At 37.0% G+C, this 14,725-nt stretch carries 15 protein-coding genes; 3 read left to right on the top strand and 12 right to left on the bottom strand.

What is annotated here, in order from left to right; genetic code table 11:
* Window positions 1-2: 2 nt before the first annotated feature.
* The 5 genes from mnhG to FNN08_RS02630 are packed head-to-tail and all read right to left on the bottom strand — an operon-like array spanning window position 3 to window position 1,983.
* Entirely contained in the window at window positions 3-353 is a 351-nt protein-coding gene (gene mnhG, locus FNN08_RS02650) for a monovalent cation/H(+) antiporter subunit G (protein WP_143583207.1), read from the bottom strand.
* Window positions 354-644 carry a monovalent cation/H+ antiporter complex subunit F gene (locus FNN08_RS02645; RefSeq protein ID WP_143583206.1) on the bottom strand — a complete coding sequence of 97 codons (291 nt, stop codon included), beginning with the start codon at window positions 642-644 and terminating at the stop codon, window positions 354-356.
* Entirely contained in the window at window positions 644-1,114 is a 471-nt protein-coding gene (locus tag FNN08_RS02640; RefSeq protein ID WP_143583205.1) for a Na+/H+ antiporter subunit E, read from the bottom strand. Before FNN08_RS02640 ends, FNN08_RS02645 begins: the two co-directional genes overlap by 1 nt.
* 51 nt (window positions 1,115-1,165) lie before the next feature.
* On the bottom strand, window positions 1,166-1,462 hold the full coding sequence (locus FNN08_RS02635) for an HPF/RaiA family ribosome-associated protein (RefSeq protein ID WP_143583204.1): 297 nt from the start codon (window positions 1,460-1,462) through the stop codon (window positions 1,166-1,168).
* 8 nt (window positions 1,463-1,470) lie between these two features.
* Complete coding sequence (locus FNN08_RS02630; protein WP_143583203.1) at window positions 1,471-1,983, bottom strand: hypothetical protein; 513 nt, start codon at window positions 1,981-1,983, stop codon at window positions 1,471-1,473.
* 112 nt (window positions 1,984-2,095) lie between these two features.
* Between FNN08_RS02630 and nhaR the strand changes: the two genes are divergently transcribed.
* Complete coding sequence (gene nhaR, locus FNN08_RS02625; RefSeq protein WP_143583202.1) at window positions 2,096-2,989, top strand: transcriptional activator NhaR; 894 nt, start codon at window positions 2,096-2,098, stop codon at window positions 2,987-2,989.
* A 54-nt stretch (window positions 2,990-3,043) separates the two neighbouring features.
* On the opposite strand, the gene FNN08_RS02620 is transcribed toward nhaR, so the two are convergent.
* The 5 genes from FNN08_RS02620 to smc all read right to left on the bottom strand — a co-directional run bounded on the left by FNN08_RS02620 (window position 3,044) and on the right by smc (window position 11,778).
* Entirely contained in the window at window positions 3,044-3,292 is a 249-nt protein-coding gene (locus FNN08_RS02620) for a DUF3297 family protein (RefSeq protein ID WP_143583201.1), read from the bottom strand.
* Between the two features lie 242 nt (window positions 3,293-3,534).
* Complete coding sequence (locus tag FNN08_RS02615; RefSeq protein ID WP_143583200.1) at window positions 3,535-4,494, bottom strand: 3-hydroxyacyl-CoA dehydrogenase; 960 nt, start codon at window positions 4,492-4,494, stop codon at window positions 3,535-3,537.
* Between the two features lie 496 nt (window positions 4,495-4,990).
* The gene (ligA, locus tag FNN08_RS02610; protein WP_143583199.1) at window positions 4,991-7,024 is read right to left on the bottom strand and encodes an NAD-dependent DNA ligase LigA; all 2,034 of its coding nucleotides are present in this window, start codon (window positions 7,022-7,024) and stop codon (window positions 4,991-4,993) included.
* Window positions 7,025-7,101: 77 nt separating this feature from the next.
* Entirely contained in the window at window positions 7,102-8,289 is a 1,188-nt protein-coding gene (gene zipA, locus FNN08_RS02605) for a cell division protein ZipA (protein WP_143583198.1), read from the bottom strand.
* A 12-nt stretch (window positions 8,290-8,301) separates the two neighbouring features.
* Window positions 8,302-11,778 carry a chromosome segregation protein SMC gene (gene smc, locus FNN08_RS02600; RefSeq protein ID WP_143583197.1) on the bottom strand — a complete coding sequence of 1,159 codons (3,477 nt, stop codon included), beginning with the start codon at window positions 11,776-11,778 and terminating at the stop codon, window positions 8,302-8,304.
* Between the two features lie 211 nt (window positions 11,779-11,989).
* Between smc and cysZ the strand changes: the two genes are divergently transcribed.
* On the top strand, window positions 11,990-12,757 hold the full coding sequence (cysZ, locus tag FNN08_RS02595; RefSeq protein ID WP_143583196.1) for a sulfate transporter CysZ: 768 nt from the start codon (window positions 11,990-11,992) through the stop codon (window positions 12,755-12,757).
* An 83-nt stretch (window positions 12,758-12,840) separates the two neighbouring features.
* Here cysZ and FNN08_RS02590 read toward each other — a convergent pair whose 3' ends face one another.
* Together FNN08_RS02590 and FNN08_RS02585 are read right to left on the bottom strand one after the other, a co-directional pair.
* A complete protein-coding gene (locus tag FNN08_RS02590) occupies window positions 12,841-13,101 on the bottom strand; it encodes an RNA recognition motif domain-containing protein (protein WP_143583195.1) in 261 nt (86 codons plus the stop codon).
* Between the two features lie 109 nt (window positions 13,102-13,210).
* A complete protein-coding gene (locus FNN08_RS02585; protein ID WP_143583194.1) occupies window positions 13,211-14,092 on the bottom strand; it encodes a RimK family alpha-L-glutamate ligase in 882 nt (293 codons plus the stop codon).
* Between the two features lie 250 nt (window positions 14,093-14,342).
* Between FNN08_RS02585 and FNN08_RS02580 the strand changes: the two genes are divergently transcribed.
* Complete coding sequence (locus FNN08_RS02580) at window positions 14,343-14,723, top strand: hypothetical protein (RefSeq protein WP_143583193.1); 381 nt, start codon at window positions 14,343-14,345, stop codon at window positions 14,721-14,723.
* The last annotated feature ends 2 nt before the right edge of the window (window positions 14,724-14,725 follow it).

Here is a 14,725-nt window from a genome sequence, read left to right as displayed (position 1 = left end):
AATCAAGTATTCGATGAGGAAGACTCCTTATTATTATGTTTGTTTTCTGTAGATAAACCTTTGGGCTGTAAGCCATTATGAAAAGCTGCTTTGGCAAGAACATGGCTAGTTGTAGGACCAACTAATAAAATAAGCAACAACACCATAATAAGCTTTGCAATCACCAATAAATCACTACTTTGCATCATTAACCCGGTTAAGATCATGACCGAACCTAAAGTATCTGTTACGCCAACGGCGTGCATGCGAGTATAAAAGTCTGGGAAACGAATAATGCCTACTCCGCCAGAAAGACAAAGAAAGCTACCGACTAATAAAAATAGACCACTAACAATGGTTATCAAAAGTTCCATTTATAGCTCCTCCTCAGATTTTTTATTAGGCGGAGTATGCTTAAACTGGTCGGTATCAGAATAACGCAAGACACCGATCACACTGATAAAGTTAATCAATGCGTACACAATCGCAATATCTAAAAACTCAGGGCGTCCCATCACAAAACCCAATAGGGAAATCATCAACACAGTTTTGGTGCCAAACGTATTAACGGCCAAAATGCGGTCATATAATGTAGGTCCAGCAATCCCTCGAAAGATTGCTAAAAGCATGGCGATAAAAATAGCTACTGTTGCGGCAATTAACATCAGTTCTCCAATGAGGTTACTCGGCGATCCATTTCACCGAATTCTAATGAATCAAGATCCTCTGCGATTAAAGCATGTACAAGGATTTCGTCTTCATTTATGTCTATCGCAACAGTACCTGGAGTAAGCGTAATAGAGTTTGCATATATCACTTTGCCCATATCAGTTTGTTGCGTTACTTTAATTTTTTTAAGAGTAGGCGATATCGTCTTTTTACCCAGCCAAATATGTTTAACTACAGTAGTGTTTGCTTTAATAATTTCGATAATAAGCCAAAAATAATAGCCAAATATTTTGCGAGATAAGTACAGCGGTTGCGATTCTTGATCAACAACATCCATTTTATTCGCTATGTATATAATCAAAGCTATAGACGCTAAACCTAACGACAAAATCAAGACACTGTAATGTCCTGAATTAAGTAGCCAAAAAGCAGCTAAAGTTATAAATAGACTAATTGTATGTTTCATAAATCCTCAATAGAGCTCTCCCTAAAGCCTAACACTATATTTACTTTTTTATTAAGATAAAAGTTTTCGTGTAATTTTTCTAGTCGCTTTTTGAATAACACGATCAATGGCAAAGTTAAGATCGGGCTGAGTTTCCTCGGCAACAATATTCTCGCGATTAACAAGCGTAATAGTTAGAACACAATGCTTATCATCTTTATCTCTTTGCTCTTTAACCCTAGATACCAAAAAGTTGATAGACGATATATTGGTTGAATATTTTGACAAACCAAGTCGAAGCATACGTTGAATATACTCAGTTATTGATTGATCAATATCTATCAAATCATTTTGAACTTTGATCTTCATCGACTAGTTTATTTTTTTGATGAACAAGCTGCAGTTAATTTATTAACTAGAAACTTATTTATATGATTAAGTGAATTAAAAGGTTTACGGGAATCATCACTAAGGCTTACTAAAATTTTATCTCGCAACTCATCAACCGTTAAACAGGAATAATTTCTCGCCTTACGCTCCCCTCTTTTGCCAACCCTATTAGCGTAAGCTCTTTCCACAAAACTGGATGTGCTTTTGCTATTTTTCTCAATCTTTTTAACATCGGTATTGGCTGAGTTGAGCATGCCATTGAAAAAGCCTCGAATATAAATCCCACAAGCTAGTGTCGCGGTTTCATCATCGCTGTATTTGTAAGCATTACATGAGTCAACTATGTGCTTTTCTTTATCATCTAGCTGTTTAGCAACAGAAGAAAACGACAGCATTATCGATATTAGTAAAAAACTTAATTTTTTATTTTTCAAGGAATTAACTCTAAAAGTTAATGGACAAACAGCGGATAAGAAAGAGTCTTTTTTATAACGTGTCATTATTTTCCATAGTAATAAAAATTATAAGTTATATCTTTTATAGCTTACTTGTTGTTGTTGGTAAATTCGAATATTATTAACTTTTAATTCGAAAAAAACTGACAATAATCCCATGAGTCCTTTAAATTACAATCATCTTTTTTACTTTTATGTTGTTGCTACTGAAGGAAGCATTACCAAAGCAAGCACAAGATTAAGTCTGACACCTCAGACTATCAGCGGCCAAATTGCTAACTTTGAAACGCAAATTGGAGTTAAGTTATTTGACCGTAAAGGTAAAAAATTATATTTATCTGAAATGGGATTACTTATTTTTAGTTACGCTGAAGAAATTTTTCAGCTAGGCGATGAAATAAAAAATATCTTACAAAGAAAACAACCTGGACTATGGCATACCTTCACCGTTGGTATAACCAACGTCATCCCAAAAGTATTAGGCCACCAACTATTATCCCCTGTTTTAAAAATGAATGAATCAGTGCGGTTAATTTGCCAAGAAGGTGAACAAAACCATTTATTAGCCGATCTTTCCATCAATAAAATTGATTGTATATTAACCGATCAACCTTTACAGCTTGGTAGCCACGTAAAGGCTTATAACCACCAGTTGATAGAAAGCGGATTTAGTTTTTTTGCAACAGAGGAATTACTGCAAACATGCAGCAAAGAATTCCCTGAAAATTTATCCCAGTTACCTTGGCTTATCCAAAGTAAACAATCGGCGGTAAGAGCATCTATTTCATTGTGGTTAGAAAAGCATAATATTTCAGCCAATATTATTGCTGAATTTGATGACAGTGCACTAATGAAGTCGTTTGCGAAACAAGGCTCTGGAGTCTTTTGTAGCCCTACGCTTATTGAAGAGCATATCGTTGAAAAATACGGAGTAAAAGTACTTGGGCGTACCAAAGAAATCAAAGAGTCTTACTATATCATTTCACCTGAACGAAGATTAAAGCATCCAGCGATTCTAGAAATAGTAAATTCAGCTACAGAAAATAACTAATGAGGTGTTTAATACACATCTAAGCTTCTTTAAAGATTAGATGTGTAGCATAGCTTAACAATAAAAGGCTTCGACTTTACCTTTAAGTGTTATTAAAAGTGGCTGGCCACGACGGTCTAGTGCTTTTGGAGAAGGAATTTTTATCCAACCTTCACTAATGCAATACTCTTCAACATCGGTACGCTCTTTACCGTTAATTTTTATACCGATATTGTGTTCAAAAACCTCTTCTACATGATGTGGGCTGCGAGGGTTACAAGAAAGTCTATCTGGTAATTCGGGTAGTGATTTAGTGTCATTCATTTTAATGGCCTAAAGTAAATATAAAGTAGTCTATTGTAGACAAGATCCACCCTGTGCTCAAGAAAGCTGTGGGCATTTAGCTTCCAATTTTTCACTCAAGTTAAATTTATAAAAATTAGATGATATTTTAATAAAAAAAGTTAGCCGACTTTCATCGACTAACTTTATATTTATTAGATATTGTATGAGTTATATATTAGCTAATATTGCTTTAGCACAGCCAATAACTATCGCTCATTACATTATGCTAGCAAGGCCATTTTGGCAATTTCTTCAGCTTTAGAAATATCCGGTACATCTAGGAAATCTTCAGCTTGGAAGCTTGGGTTTGGATATTGATAATAACCTTTGCCACCTTGAATACCTTGAATGCCTTTGTCGACAAAATTCTCTTTAATGTATTGAGCATTATCTAGCATATCTTGGTCATTTTTAACTTCGCCCCAATAGCTTAAAACATTATAAATAGTTTTAAAGCCGACAATATCCATAATCCCACATGGACCAAGAGATGTACCACGGTTGAAGATCATGTAAGTTTTATCAATATATTCAGGTGTCGAAACGCCTTTAGTAATTAAGCTTTGTGCGGCATTAATAATAGGCACTAACATGGCATTAATTACATAGCCGTTATATTCTTTTTCTACTGGGATAGGTACCATGCCTATCTCAACTGCAAATCGAGTTGTATCAATTAATGTTTGCTCTGAGGTGCCTTCATGCGCCATTACTTCTGCAAGGTTCATTGACCAGATAAGGTTAGCAAAATGTAATGCACCAAACTTCTCAGGGCGACCCGTGTGCTCAGCAAAATCACTTGGTAGTAACGTAGATGAATTAGTTGCTAAAATTGTGTGCTCAGGCAAAAATTCTTGCATGCTTTGGTAAAATTTAATTTTTACATCAAGGATCTCTGGTATTGCTTCAATAACAATATCAGCATTACTTACCGCTTTTTCTAAGTCTGTTGTAAATACTAAACGTTGTTTCGTTTGCTCAATCTCAAGGTCTGTTGCGCCAAGGTCTTGCTTGTAAATATTTGCATAAGTTTCATGAGCAACACGACAACTTGCAAGGCCTGTTTCGCTGCGGTTATATACAACAACATTTTTGCCTTTAAAAGCACTGTGCCATGCAATTTGACCACCAAGTACACCAGCGCCTGCAACCGTTAAATTTTCAAGTTTTGAAACTGTCATCATCTTTTCCTTAATATTATTTAAGTTAGAAGTAGTTTAGTAAAACTAGCCTAAGCATAGATTAATTATTAAACATTTTATTTATACTTAAAGGAAAGCTACTCGCCTTTCTTTTAAGCCATTTCTATTTGATGAAGCTATATTAAAATAAACTTTTTAATAAAAATAACGCAATGATTTGATATTTCACTTCAAAATATTTGAAGTGACGTTTGATGAATAAATAACATTAAAAATGGCAGCACTATTAGATAATTAACTCTAAGAAGACTATCGATATAGATCTATACGTCACAAAATGCAATTCACAATATAAGAAAAATGGCATCGTGATTACATCGTGTTTTTGGTTGGAATGACGGAGTATTTTTTCTAACATCGTATGGCGCAGCTGGCATTTTTCAGCCGTTCGAGCCATTTCAAAACTGGAGGGAATTTGATAAAAAAGCACTGAAGAATACAGTGCTATTTTCAAAAATATTGATGAGTTGCTTATCTAGATTACATTATGACTAGAAAGTAGCTCAACCATGTCGTCTTCACTAAGAACTTTAACGCCTAAATCATTGGCTTTAGTTAGTTTTGAACCGGCTTTCTCGCCAGCAACTAAGTAATGAGTTTTAGCTGAAATACTGCCCGAAACTTTAGCTCCTAAAGATTGTAATTTTGCTTTGGCTTCGGTTCTACCCATTTGGCTTAGTGTGCCGGTTAAAACAAAAGTTTGATCTTTAAGCGGTAGTTCATCATCCGATTTAACTTCAATTTCAGGCCAGTGAACGCCAGCTTGAATTAACTGTTCAACAACTTGGTTATTATGCTCTTCTGCAAAAAAGTTAACTATGTTTTTAGCGACGATAGCGCCTACATCCGGTACTGATTGTAAATTGTCTAAGTCTGCTGATTTTATCGCATCAATAGTTAAGTAGTGTTGAGCTAAGTTACTGGCTGTAGTCTCCCCTACTTCACGGATCCCTAGTGAATAAATAAAACGAGCCAAGGTTGTTAGCTTGGCTTTTTCTAATGAGGCAACAATATTTTGTGCTGATTTTAAGCCCATGCGTTCAAGTGTGGTTAATATCGTCTCATTTAACTGGAATAAATCAGCAGGAGTAGAAATAAGTTTTTCATCAACTAATTGTTCAACTAACTTATCGCCTAAACCATCAATATCTAAGGCTTTACGAGATGAGAAATGCTTAATAGCTTCTTTGCGCTGAGCTTCACAAAACAAACCGGCCGTACAGCGCAGTACAGCTTCACCTTCAAGGCGTTTAACCGCGGAGTCACAAACAGGGCAAGTTGCTGGAAAAGTAACTTCAGTCGCATCATCAGGTCGTTTTTCTAGTACTACACTCACCACTTGTGGGATCACATCACCAGCACGGCGGATGATCACCGTATCTTTAACTTTTAAGCCTAAACGGTTTATTTCATCTTGGTTATGCAATGTTGCATTACTTACGGTAACGCCGCCAACAAAAACCGGCTCTAAACGAGCAACTGGAGTTATTGCGCCTGTACGACCTACTTGAAATTCAACATCTAGAAGTTGCGTTAACTCTTCTTGTGCAGGGAATTTATAGGCCGTTGCCCAGCGCGGAGCACGAGCAACAAAACCTAAAACTTTTTGTGCAGCAATATTATCAACTTTTAATACCACGCCATCGATTTCATAACTTAACTGCTCGCGCCTAGCTAAAATATCTTGGTAGAAATCATCACATAAACTTTGATCGCTTAATAATTTAATCTCTGGACATACAGGTACGCCCAAGTCTTTTACTTGCATCAAACGTTGGTAATGACTGCCTGCTAGCCAACTTTCATCACTCACATAACCTAAACCATAAGAGTAAAATGCTAAGTTACGTTTAGCGGTAATTTTTGAGTCTAATTGGCGCAGTGAACCGGCAGCAGCATTGCGAGGGTTAGCAAAGGTTTTTTCGCCTTTTTTAATGGCATTTTCATTTAATGCTTCAAAGCTCGCTTTAGGCATAAATACTTCACCACGAACTTCAAGTATTTCAGGGTAACCACTACCTTGAAGCTTTAGTGGAATGCAGCCAATAGTGCGAACATTTTCGGTAATATTTTCACCTGTTTTGCCATCACCGCGAGTGGCAGCTTGTACTAATACCCCTTGCTCGTAACGAATACTTACCGCTAAGCCATCAAGCTTAGGCTCAGCACAAAACTCAATCGCTTGTTTGTCTGATAATCGGTCTGTAATTCGTTTAACAAATGCTTGCCATTCATCTTCACTAAATACGTTATCGAGAGATAACATGGCAATTTGATGTTCAACTTGCGTAAAAGATTTCAGCGCTTCTCCGCCAACTTTTTGGCTCGGAGAGTCAACTTGCTTTAATTGTGGATACTCTTGCTCTAAGGCTTGTAATTCGCGCATTAATCTATCGTAATGAGCGTCAGGAACGGTAGGTTCATCTAAAACGTAATACTGATGATTGTAGCTGTTTATTTGCTCACATAAGGTAGCAATTTGTTTAGATATTTGTTTTAGATCAGACATAATATTACTTAATTTTTATTGAATAAAAAGCCTCCATTGGGAGGCTTGATAATGAATAGTTTTTTATCCCAAGTTGATTAATATCCAGCGAGTCGACTTTTACGGTCGAATTCGCGGATTTGAGATAAATAGTGTTGTTCAGTTTGCTTGGTCATAACGCTACGCTTACTATCTAGTACTTGACCACCAAATTCCTGTGCAAGTTGCTTAGCTGCACTTAGCATATAGTTAAACACTTTAGCTGGCTCACCTGCATTAGGTAGGGTCATAAATAAAGTTAAGCCTTTAGTGCTGAATGTTTCCATATTGTCCACATCAAATGTGCCAGGGTTTACCATATTAGCTAAACTAAAGGTAATTTGACCGTTACCGGCATTGTCTTGATGGCGGTGAAAAATATTCATTTCGCCAAACTTCATTCCTAAGGTTAATAAACTTGGCAATAATGCAGCACCGGAAATAGCTTGGTTATCTGGCATGACAACAGATAAGGCGAGCACTTCTTGCTCTATTTCAACTTTTTTCTTCTCTTGGCTTGCATCAAAATCAATTTCAAGTTGGTCACGTTTTAATTCAGCACGAGTCTTGGCTTTAAGTTTGGTAACTTTTGCAGGCTTAGGCTCTGCTACTTTAGCCGGTTTAGCCGTTTCACCTTCATCTAACGCGCTCATTGCAGGAAGTTCTTCAGAACTAGATTCAGCTTGAGGTGTTTCTATACTTGGCTCTGCAAAGACAGGTTCTTTAAAAGTAGGCTCTTGGTAAACTGGCTCATCGAAAACAGGTTTACTAATTTTTGCTTTACTCGTATTTTCAGTTTTGCTTTTCGTTGTAACTGTTTCTGGAGCCTTTTGTTCACTCATTTGAGGCTCTTCAACCAATGGTTCTGTTACAGCTTGCTCATAAGGCTCAACAACGGGTTCAAAAGATTGCTCAAACTGAGCAACATCAGCTTCAGTCAAGGTTTGTTCTAGGCTTTCTTCTTCAGATACTATTGGCGCAGATACTAAATCAACAGGCGTAGTTTCAACTAATTTATGATCATCAATTACTGGTTTAGGACGACCTACGCCGTCTTGGTCAAAACCATCAGGGTCAAAAGCTCTTGGTGCTACATTAAGAGGTTCTTCAGTTACTTCTGGTGCTTGTTTTGATTTTAATTTGTACGGATTTTTGCCTTTACGAATTTTGTAACGGCCATTGATGTATATGCCGCAAATAGCAACAACACTGATAATTATTAATATATCTCTAAAATTAAGTTCCATTTCCTAGCCTGCTTATGATGCTTCTGCCATGGCAATTGCTTCATCAATATCAACGGCAACCATACGAGAAACGCCAGGTTCATGCATAGTTACGCCTGTTAAATGTGAAGCCATTTCCATCGCTATTTTATTATGACTTATGTAGATAAACTGTACCGATTGCGACATTTCTTTAACCAAATTACAGAATCGACCAACGTTGGCGTCATCTAAAGGAGCATCCACTTCATCGAGCATACAAAATGGTGCGGGGTTCAATCGAAAAATCGCGAATACCAATGATAATGCGGTTAGCGCTTTTTCTCCACCAGAAAGTAGATGAATTGTGCTATTTTTTTTACCCGGTGGTCTTGCCATGATAGTAACACCTGTATCGAGCAAGTCTTCACCAGTTAAATCAAGGTAGGCACTACCACCACCAAACACTTTAGGAAACAGCATTTTAAGGTCTTTATTGACTTGTTCAAAGGTCTCTTTAAATTTTTGACGGCTTTCTTTATCTATTTTATTAATTGCGGATTCAAGAGTGGTTAATGCCGACTCTAAATCATTATTTTGTGTATCTAAAAATTCTTTACGCTGTGCTTCTACTTCATACTCATCAATTGCTGCCAAATTTATTGGCCCCAACTGCTCTATCTCTTTCGTTGTTCGAGCTAATTTTATTTGCCACTGCCCTTCTTTGGCTTCAACAGGTAAGTCGGTAAGTATTTCTTCAATCGTTACGCCAAGCTCGGTTAACTGCTCTATTGCTGCATTTTGCTTAACTTTGCAGGTTTGTGAATCTATTTGCAGCTTAGACAGTGATTCTTTTTGTGCCGCCACTTGTTTAAGCATAGATTGTTGTACTTGTTGATATTGCTCTATTTGCTCATTGGTACTGGCTAATGCGCTATTAATTTTTTGCTGCTTAATATCTATGTCATTACTTTGCGCTAGTAGTAGCTGCAGCTCTCGCTCAAAATTTCCCATCGGGCGCTGAGTTTCTTCAAGAGTAAATAAAAGATCTTGTTGCTGCTGTTCAAGTTGACTAATTTGCTCTTGATCTTTATTAATCGTTGACTCAACCAGCTGTAGAGCCGACTTGGTTTGCTCAAGTGTTAAACTTAATTGGTGCTTGTTTTCAGTAATTTCATTTATATTTAATTGCAGCTGCTGAACATATTGATTTAATTGCGTGCGCTGAGATTGCAATGCGTCACTATTTTGTTTGAAGTTAGCAGCAGAGCCGGCAAGTGATTTTTGCTCAACTAACAAGGCTTGATATTTTATTAATTCATCTTCTAAAGTTGTTGAATAGCGAGCGATGTCATCGGATAAGTTAGTGTGTTGCTGTTGTTTTAATGATATTTCTTGCTCAAGTAATGACAATTGTTGCTTTAATAAACTTTGTGATTGCTCAGATGCAGTTAGCTTTTGATTACAGCTATTAAGCTGCTGTGTTACTGCTTGGCATTTTTGCAAAGCACCTTGGTATATATTATCTAGCTCGGATTCTTGGTTGTTGATAACCTCAAGTTCTTCATTACATTGCTTAACTTCATTGGCGCGTTTGAGTAAGGCCGATTGCTCACCAGCATTACCCTTTTTAAACCAATTTTGTCCAAACCAGTGCCCTTGCACACTGATAACCGATTGACCGTCATTTAAATTACTCGCTAGCTCTTGAGCCTGCTCGTTCGTTTCTACCGCTTTAATCGTATTCAGCAAATCTATAAACGGATTATCTCCTTGCACAAATTCAGCTAAAGAGCCTTTAACCGCTACTTGATTAGTGGGTAACTTCACCATTAAAGCTATATCCGGAGCATACTGCTGTGGCCACTTAGGCACCACACTAGCTTGCAACCATTGTCCTATAACCATCTCAACAGCGTGCTCCCAAGGAGAGGTTACTTGTAGCTGAGAAAGTAAAGATGTGACCTGTGTTATGCCCTCTTGTTTTAGCGCATTATTTTGCTCTACTTGCCAATCACATTGTTGAGTTAAAGTCTCTTGTAAAGTATCTCTTTTTGCTAATAAGCTGCGGTAATTTTGTTGTACTTTCTCCCGTTGTTTGAATGTTTGCGCTAGGCTTGCTTCTAACTCTTTACTTTGTTGCTTTAAATTATCGTGTTCACTTTGCAATGAGCTTAATAAAGCTTGTTTCGTATTAAGTTTGCTTGTTAATTCTTGCTGAGTTTTATAAAGCCCTTCTAATTGCATAGTTTGCAACTGCGAGGTTAATTGCTCTAGGCGTTGCTCTGTTTTGCTCATTAAGTCAGAAGTAGCACTGATTTTTGTTTCAACAATATTTACTTGCTGTAAATAATTACCGTGTTCTTGTTGAAATGTATCCCAATGACTCTGCCAGTCTTGTTGACGATGATGCGCTTTTGAGAATTCTTGTTGAGCATCATCAAGCTGAGCATTTAGTTCTCTTAACTGCGGTAAAAGAGCTTCTAATTCAAGCTGTAGTTGCTGTTTGTTTAGCGACTCTTTTTGCACACTTAGCTTTAACAAAGACAAGCTGCTTGCTAACTTTTCTTGCTGCGCTAACAAATCAATCTTTTGCTGTTTGCTGTGCTTTAAGTTTTGTTCAAGGCGAGTGATATCAGTATTAAGTGCTAACTTGCGCTTTTGCAACTCTTCAATATTGTCTGAATTTCCGCCTTGGCTAGACTTCACTTCAATTATTGATAATTCAGCACTACGTTGTTTAGTAGTTAATTGCTCTAATTGATTCTCTATTGCTAGTTGCTTTTGTTTAAGACCGGCAAGTTTTTGTTCACTTTGCTGCCAACGTAATGCGGTTAGCTGCGCCTTAAATAAGCGTTCATCGGCTTTGAGCGCTTTAAATCGAATGGCAGATTGTGATTGGCCATACAGTTTCTCAATATGAATGCCTAGCTCTTGGCGAATATCAGCTAATCGTTCTAAGTTTTCACGAGTGTGTTTAATACGGGTTTCGGTTTCTCTGCGGCGCTCTTTATATTTAGAAACGCCAGCGGCTTCTTCAATAAAAACACGTAAATCTTGTGGTTTTGACTCAATTAACTTTGAGATCATGCCTTGTTCAATAATAGCGTAGCTTCTTGGGCCTAAACCAGTGCCAAGAAAGATATCGGTAATATCTTTACGGCGGCATTTACTGCCATTTAAAAAGTAAGTGTTTTGCGAGTCACGGTTTACCACTCGGCGAATCGATATTTGTGTTCGATCAGCCATAGAGCCTTGGATTCTTTGATCGGTATTATCAAAGACTAATTCAACACTCGCCTGACCTATTGGTTTGCGCGACGTAGAGCCATTAAAGATAACATCGGTCATGCTATCGCCACGTAAATTTTTAGCAGAGCTTTCACCTAAAACCCAGCGTACAGCGTCGATAATATTAGATTTGCCACAACCATTTGGTCCAACAATGGCCGTCATCTCTTGCGGAAATGGCACAGTTGTGACATCAACAAAAGATTTAAAACCTGCAAGTTTGATTTGTTTTAAGCGCATGGTGTTGGGTAATTATATGGTTATTATTGTTTTATACCAATTTGGTATTACTACCTTGCACAATAAATATCGGTATTGTTGTACAAAATAGGTATTAGCCACTTTAGCAAATATTCTAATCCTTTGTAACATTTAAAATATTCAAATATCGTTAGTTAGCGAATATACTTAATGTAATTACAGTATTAATTAGGGAACGGATACCAGTAGTATGGCTATAACAACACACTCCAACACTCATATAACAGCGCCGATAGCACAAAGTGGCGCGGGTTATTTTATGAAAGGTTTTCAATTGATCAGAACGCCAGGGATCAGACGTTTTGTTTTTGTGCCTTTACTGGTTAATTTAATTTTATTTAGCGGTGCGTTTTATTATTTATCAGGCTATATTTCAGAGTTAATTGCCGACTTTGAAAACTGGCTACCTGAGAGCCTAACTTGGTTAACTTACTTTGCCGAGCCGTTACTGTATTTTACCGCGATTATTTGTTTTTCATTTTTCTTTTCTACCATAGCAAACTGGTTAGCTGCGCCTTTCAATGGTTTGCTCAGTGAAAAAATTGAGCTTTATTTGTGCGGTAAAAGCATTGCTGATGGCGGTTTTATCGACATCATTAAAGATATACCTCGAACTTTAGGGCGAGAATGGCGTAAGCTGGTTTATTATCTACCAAGAGCGATAGGTTTCTTTTTAATTTTATGGATGCTGCCGTTTTTTGGGCAAGTTATTTGGTTTGCTTTTATCGCTTGGATGATGGCGATTCAATACTGTGACTATGCTTTTGACAATCATAAAATTGGCTTTATCGAGATGCGTCAAAAGCTAGGAGAGCATAAAGGTAAATGTTTTAGCTTTGGTTTAACCGTAACCTTATTTGCTATGGTGCCTATTGTTAATTTAGTGCTTATGCCTGTTGCTATTTGTGGGGCGACTGCTATGTGGGTTGATCACTTTAAAGACGAATATAGAGTTTAATATTAAGACTAACCTAAAAACTAATACAAAAACTAAAAAAGGACGTTAACGTCCTTTTTTAGTTTTAAATAGGGAGCTTAAGATTAAGCTTCTCTTACTTGTTTTTTCTCTTCAGCCACCTTAACGCGAATTTTTTTACCATCAACATTTGACTCATTTAAAGTTTTAATCGCAGCTTTTGCTTCACCAGGATTAGGCATTTCAACAAAACCGAAACCTTTTGATGTGCCTTGCAGAGTGTCCATCACTAAAGTACATGATTGTACTGTACCATGGGCAGCAAACATGGCTCTGATCTGATGTTCCTGTGTAGTGCGAGCTAAATTACGAACTAATATTTTCATTTTAATCTCTTTAAATTCTGTTGTGCTTTTTCAATTGAGCTAAGTATAACAGAGTTCCGTCAGTTGAGTTTAATTGTTGGTGTAACAATGCGTTAATTAACACGATTGATTAAGATTGTGCAGATAATCGAGCCATTCGAGCAACAAAGGCATCGGCAAATTTCTGCGCAGAATTAGGGTCCATATTAAAATAGAGAGATGGTTCAATAAGCTCAGCTTCCATCATCGCAAACTCATCACCAAATCTAACAAAATCAACTCTTGCGTACATAGGCATCTCATTAATTTGTGCAAGAGAATGTTGTGCTTGGGCGATTAGCTTTGCTTCAGGCTCAATCAGTTTTAATCGACCGCCATGCTCTTCTTGTACTCGAAAGTCATTATCTTTTGGGGTTTTTAATATGCTATGGCTGTATTGGCCGTCAAAATAAAAACATGAAAACTCGCCTTCATCGATAACACTTTGCATAAAGGGTTGAACCATAAAATCACGCTTAGCAAAAGCAAGTTTGAGCTCGTTAATATAAGTAGTAAACGTGTCTTTTTTAAGCCAAAAGGTATTATCTGCATTAGCTGAGACACAAGGTTTAATTACGATTTGGTCAACATTAAAATGCTCAAAATAACTTAGTAGCTCCGACTCATCAAATGACTCTTTCCAGATTGTAGGGACAATGGTTACGCCCTTTTGCTCTAACTCTTGCAGGTATTTTTTATTGATATTCCAACGTACAATATCAATACTGTTTTCCAGTAATGCGCTTGATTGTTCAATTTTTTCTAATACCGCTAGAAATTTCTCAGCATCATCTTGATAATCCCAAGGAGTGCGGATTAATACCACATCATAATCATTCCAATTGATACTTTCATCATGCCAAGAAACTAAGTGATTTTTCCAGCCAAGCTGAGCCATCGGCTGATCGAGTAAATAATCATAAGCTTCAAAATCATCTAAATTATCCATCGATAAAATTGCGCAATGCTTCAAACTTTTCTCCTTAGTGAACTATTTATATTTAAATTGCGAAGCAGTTTACTAGAAAGCGGATATCAATTCTATTGAGGAAAAACAACGGCATTGCGCTATGGTAATTTATTGAAATGCTTTTTAACTTGCGCAAACGACGGAAAAACCTTAAATTAACTCTATGATTTAAAACTGTTTGCACAGTGTAGTAGTAAGTTCAGTCGATTATTGTGCTTGCTATAAATAATAATAAGCTTAATGGAATAATATAATGTCAATAAAATCATCTTTGCTCATCGCCAGCTTTTGTCTGCTCAGTTCAGCAGCTTTAGCTCAACAAACACCTGCAACTGAAGTTAAAGAGCCTGTTGAAACCATTAGCATTCCGGTATTAAGTGACGGCCAAGTTTTTTCTAAATTAGATGATAAATACCCTGCTGTTTTAACTTATTTTACTAGTAGCTCTTATGATGAAGTTACCGAATTTTATTCTGAGCAATATGGCGCACCCGTTGATGAACAAACTCAATATGGTCGTTTAGAATTAGAATATATCCACATGGATCACCCGATCAGAGTAATTGTTGATGATCAAAAAACAAAACGTGAAGTCAATGTGATTGTGCAAGATGTAGCGAAAGTCGAAGAATAGTT

The sequence above is a fragment of the Thalassomonas sp. M1454 genome, assembly GCF_007097525.1.
Taxonomy (GTDB): Bacteria; Pseudomonadota; Gammaproteobacteria; order Enterobacterales; family Alteromonadaceae; genus Thalassotalea_A.
Note: the sequence above shows the minus strand (reverse complement) of the source record. Positions and strands in the feature narration are given on the sequence as shown.

Bases quoted from the DNA above. Each gene is read 5' to 3' on its own strand.
- FNN08_RS02630 (WP_143583203.1), bottom strand. From the start codon at position 1,983: ATGACACGTTATAAAAAAGACTCTTTCTTATCCGCTGTTTGTCCATTA.
- zipA (WP_143583198.1), bottom strand. From the start codon at position 8,289: ATGGAACTTAATTTTAGAGATATATTAATAATTATCAGTGTTGTTGCT.
- mnhG (WP_143583207.1), bottom strand. From the start codon at position 353: ATGGAACTTTTGATAACCATTGTTAGTGGTCTATTTTTATTAGTCGGT.
- ligA (WP_143583199.1), bottom strand. From the start codon at position 7,024: ATGTCTGATCTAAAACAAATATCTAAACAAATTGCTACCTTATGTGAG.
- FNN08_RS02590 (WP_143583195.1), bottom strand. From the start codon at position 13,101: ATGAAAATATTAGTTCGTAATTTAGCTCGCACTACACAGGAACATCAG.
- smc (WP_143583197.1), bottom strand. From the start codon at position 11,778: ATGCGCTTAAAACAAATCAAACTTGCAGGTTTTAAATCTTTTGTTGAT.
- FNN08_RS02615 (WP_143583200.1), bottom strand. From the start codon at position 4,494: ATGACAGTTTCAAAACTTGAAAATTTAACGGTTGCAGGCGCTGGTGTA.
- FNN08_RS02620 (WP_143583201.1), bottom strand. From the start codon at position 3,292: ATGAATGACACTAAATCACTACCCGAATTACCAGATAGACTTTCTTGT.
- cysZ (WP_143583196.1), top strand. From the start codon at position 11,990: ATGGCTATAACAACACACTCCAACACTCATATAACAGCGCCGATAGCA.
- FNN08_RS02640 (WP_143583205.1), bottom strand. From the start codon at position 1,114: ATGAAACATACAATTAGTCTATTTATAACTTTAGCTGCTTTTTGGCTA.
- FNN08_RS02645 (WP_143583206.1), bottom strand. From the start codon at position 644: ATGTTAATTGCCGCAACAGTAGCTATTTTTATCGCCATGCTTTTAGCA.
- FNN08_RS02635 (WP_143583204.1), bottom strand. From the start codon at position 1,462: ATGAAGATCAAAGTTCAAAATGATTTGATAGATATTGATCAATCAATA.
- FNN08_RS02580 (WP_143583193.1), top strand. From the start codon at position 14,343: ATGTCAATAAAATCATCTTTGCTCATCGCCAGCTTTTGTCTGCTCAGT.
- nhaR (WP_143583202.1), top strand. From the start codon at position 2,096: ATGAGTCCTTTAAATTACAATCATCTTTTTTACTTTTATGTTGTTGCT.